2 protein-coding genes are annotated in these 2,352 nt (G+C 69.7%); one reads left to right on the top strand and one right to left on the bottom strand.

The window, feature by feature from the left end:
- Positions 1-689, top strand: a 689-nt coding sequence (gene rpe / locus ACE3QP_RS21640) for a ribulose-phosphate 3-epimerase (RefSeq protein WP_374439139.1), incomplete at its 5' end; no start/stop codon positions are given.
- Here rpe and ACE3QP_RS21635 read toward each other — a convergent pair.
- Positions 667-2,352, bottom strand: a 1,686-nt coding sequence (locus ACE3QP_RS21635) for a sensor histidine kinase (protein ID WP_374439137.1), incomplete at its 5' end; no start/stop codon positions are given. The genes rpe and ACE3QP_RS21635 overlap by 23 nt on opposite strands.

The raw sequence follows: 2,352 nt of genomic DNA, 5'->3' as shown, positions 1-2,352 counted from the left end.
ACCGCATTGCCCCCTCGATCCTGTCCGCCGACTTTGCCCGCCTGGGCGAGGAAGTGCGCAGCGTCATCGCCGCCGGTGCCGACTGGATCCATTTCGACGTGATGGACAACCATTACGTGCCCAACCTGACCTTTGGCCCCATGGTCTGCCAGGCGCTCAAGCCCCATGCCGTCACGCCCGCAGGCCAGGCCGTGCCCATCGACGTGCACCTGATGATCCAGCCCGTGGACGCACTGGCCGCCGCCTTTGCCGAGGCCGGGGCCGACTACATCAGCTTCCACCCCGACGCTTCGGGACATGTGCACCGCAGCATCCAGGCCATCCGCTCCAAGGGCGTCAAGCCCGGGCTGGTGTTCAACCCCGCGCAGCCGCTGGACGTGTTGGACTGGGTGATCGATGACATCGACCTCATCCTGATCATGAGCGTCAACCCCGGCTTTGGCGGCCAGAGCTTCATCGACTCGGCCCTGCGCAAGATCGAGGCCGTGCGCAAGCGTATCGACGCCAGTGGCAAGGACATCCGGCTGGAAGTGGATGGCGGCATCAAGCAGGACAACATCCGCCGCGTCGCCGATGCGGGCGCAGACACCTTCGTGGCGGGCAGCGCCATCTTCGGCAAGCCCGACTACCGCAGCGTGATCGACGCCATGCGGGCGCAGCTATCAGCTACCCCAGACGCTGGAAAGTGAGCACGAACGCCACCCCGTCGGTGGTGTTGTGCGCGCTGATGGTGCCTCCCATCTTGGCCATGTAGGTCTTGGCCACAAACAGCCCCTGGCCCCGGTGCTCGCTGGCGCCGGGCGCAGGGTTCTGCTGGGGGTCTGACACGCCCAGTTCGAAAATCTGCTCCAGCAGCGCTTCGGCAATGGTCGAGCCCTGGTTGTGCAGGCTGGCGCTGGCGGTGGATTCCGATGCCGACAGCTCCAGCCGGATGCGCGAGCCCTGCGGTCGGTAGCGGTCGGCGTTGCGCAGGATGTGGGTCACCACATCCTCCAGCGCAAATTCATCGGCGCGCACGATGACGGGCGTGCCGGCGCCCGCGTACACCACGTTGGCAATGCCGGCAAAGTGCGCGTTGTCGGCCACATGGCGCAGGAAGGCATCCAGGTCCAGGCGGCCTTCGGGCAGGTTGGCGGCCTGCAGCGCCTCGGCGGGCGATGCGGTGCCGTACAGCACGTGCACGGCCTGCTGCATGCGCTGCACGTAGCGGTAGCCAGGGTCCTGCGGGCCGTGCAGCACCATGAGCGACTGCAGCGGCGACATGATCTCGTGGCCCACGGCGTGCCACATGTCGCGCTCCTGCTGGGCGCGCAGGCGCTCGCGTTGCAGGTCGTCCTTCACGCGCTGCAGCAGGTCGGCCAGGCCGCCCGCCAGAATGCCCAGCTCGTCGGAGCCGCGCAGGTCGGACACTTCGAGCTGGCCCAGTTGCGGGCCGATCTGGCCATCCTGCACGTTGTAGGACACAGCGGCTGCGCGCCGCGTCAGGGCCGTGATGCGGCGCAGCAGCCCCATCTCCACCGCCAGCCACGCCAGCGCAATGGCCGCCAGCATGGCCCCCAGGTACCAGGACATGCGCGATGCCACCGCCGCCAGGCTTTGCTCCACGCCGCGCAGGTTGCCGTGCAGGGTGACGACATAGTTGCCCGTGGGCGTGTCCAGCAGATCGAGCCCCTGGGGCGGCTGGGGAGGCGCATCGGTGGCGGCATCGAGCGGCAGCCAGCGCACCAGGCGCAACAGCCAGGGGGCGGTGGGTTCGTGCTCCACGTCGGAGCCCTTGAGCACCAGGGCCGAGGCTTCGTCCGCACCCATTTTGCGGATTTCCACACGCTCGCCCGGCAGCAGGCTGTGCTCCAGCTCGGCCAGGGACGCGGCCGAGCGTGCGCCGGGGGCGTTGCTGTCGAACAGCACGGGCGCGGGCTCTCCGGGCCCCAGCATCTGCACCTGCAGGCGCAGGGCGGCCAGGTCGTGCGGCGGCCATTCGGGCTTTTCTCCGCGCCGGAACAAGGCTTCGCGGAACAGCTCGACCGGCAGGCGGATGGAGTAGTGGGTGCGGTGCAGGCAGTCCTCCTGCGCAGGGGCCGCGCGGTCGCTGCAACGGCCGTTCTGCCAGAGCCAGCCGCGGAAATCGCGCACCGGCCGGGCGAGGCTGCCCAGTTGATCGCCGCCGGGGTCCACAAAGCCGGTCAGGCGCCCGCGCGCGCCGCTGCTGCCCGGCGCGGCGGGCAGGGCCTCGTAGGGGGCCAGCCAGCGGTAGGTTTCGCCGCGCATGTCCAGCGTCACGCGGGCGCGGTGCACGTCCTGCAGCGCCAGGGCGCCGCGCTCGCGGGGGCTGAGCGGGCCGGCCAGAAAGCT

This window comes from Inhella sp., assembly GCF_041912635.1.
GTDB lineage: Bacteria > Pseudomonadota > Gammaproteobacteria > Burkholderiales > Burkholderiaceae_C > Inhella.
This window is presented reverse-complemented; position numbering and strand designations above follow the sequence as displayed.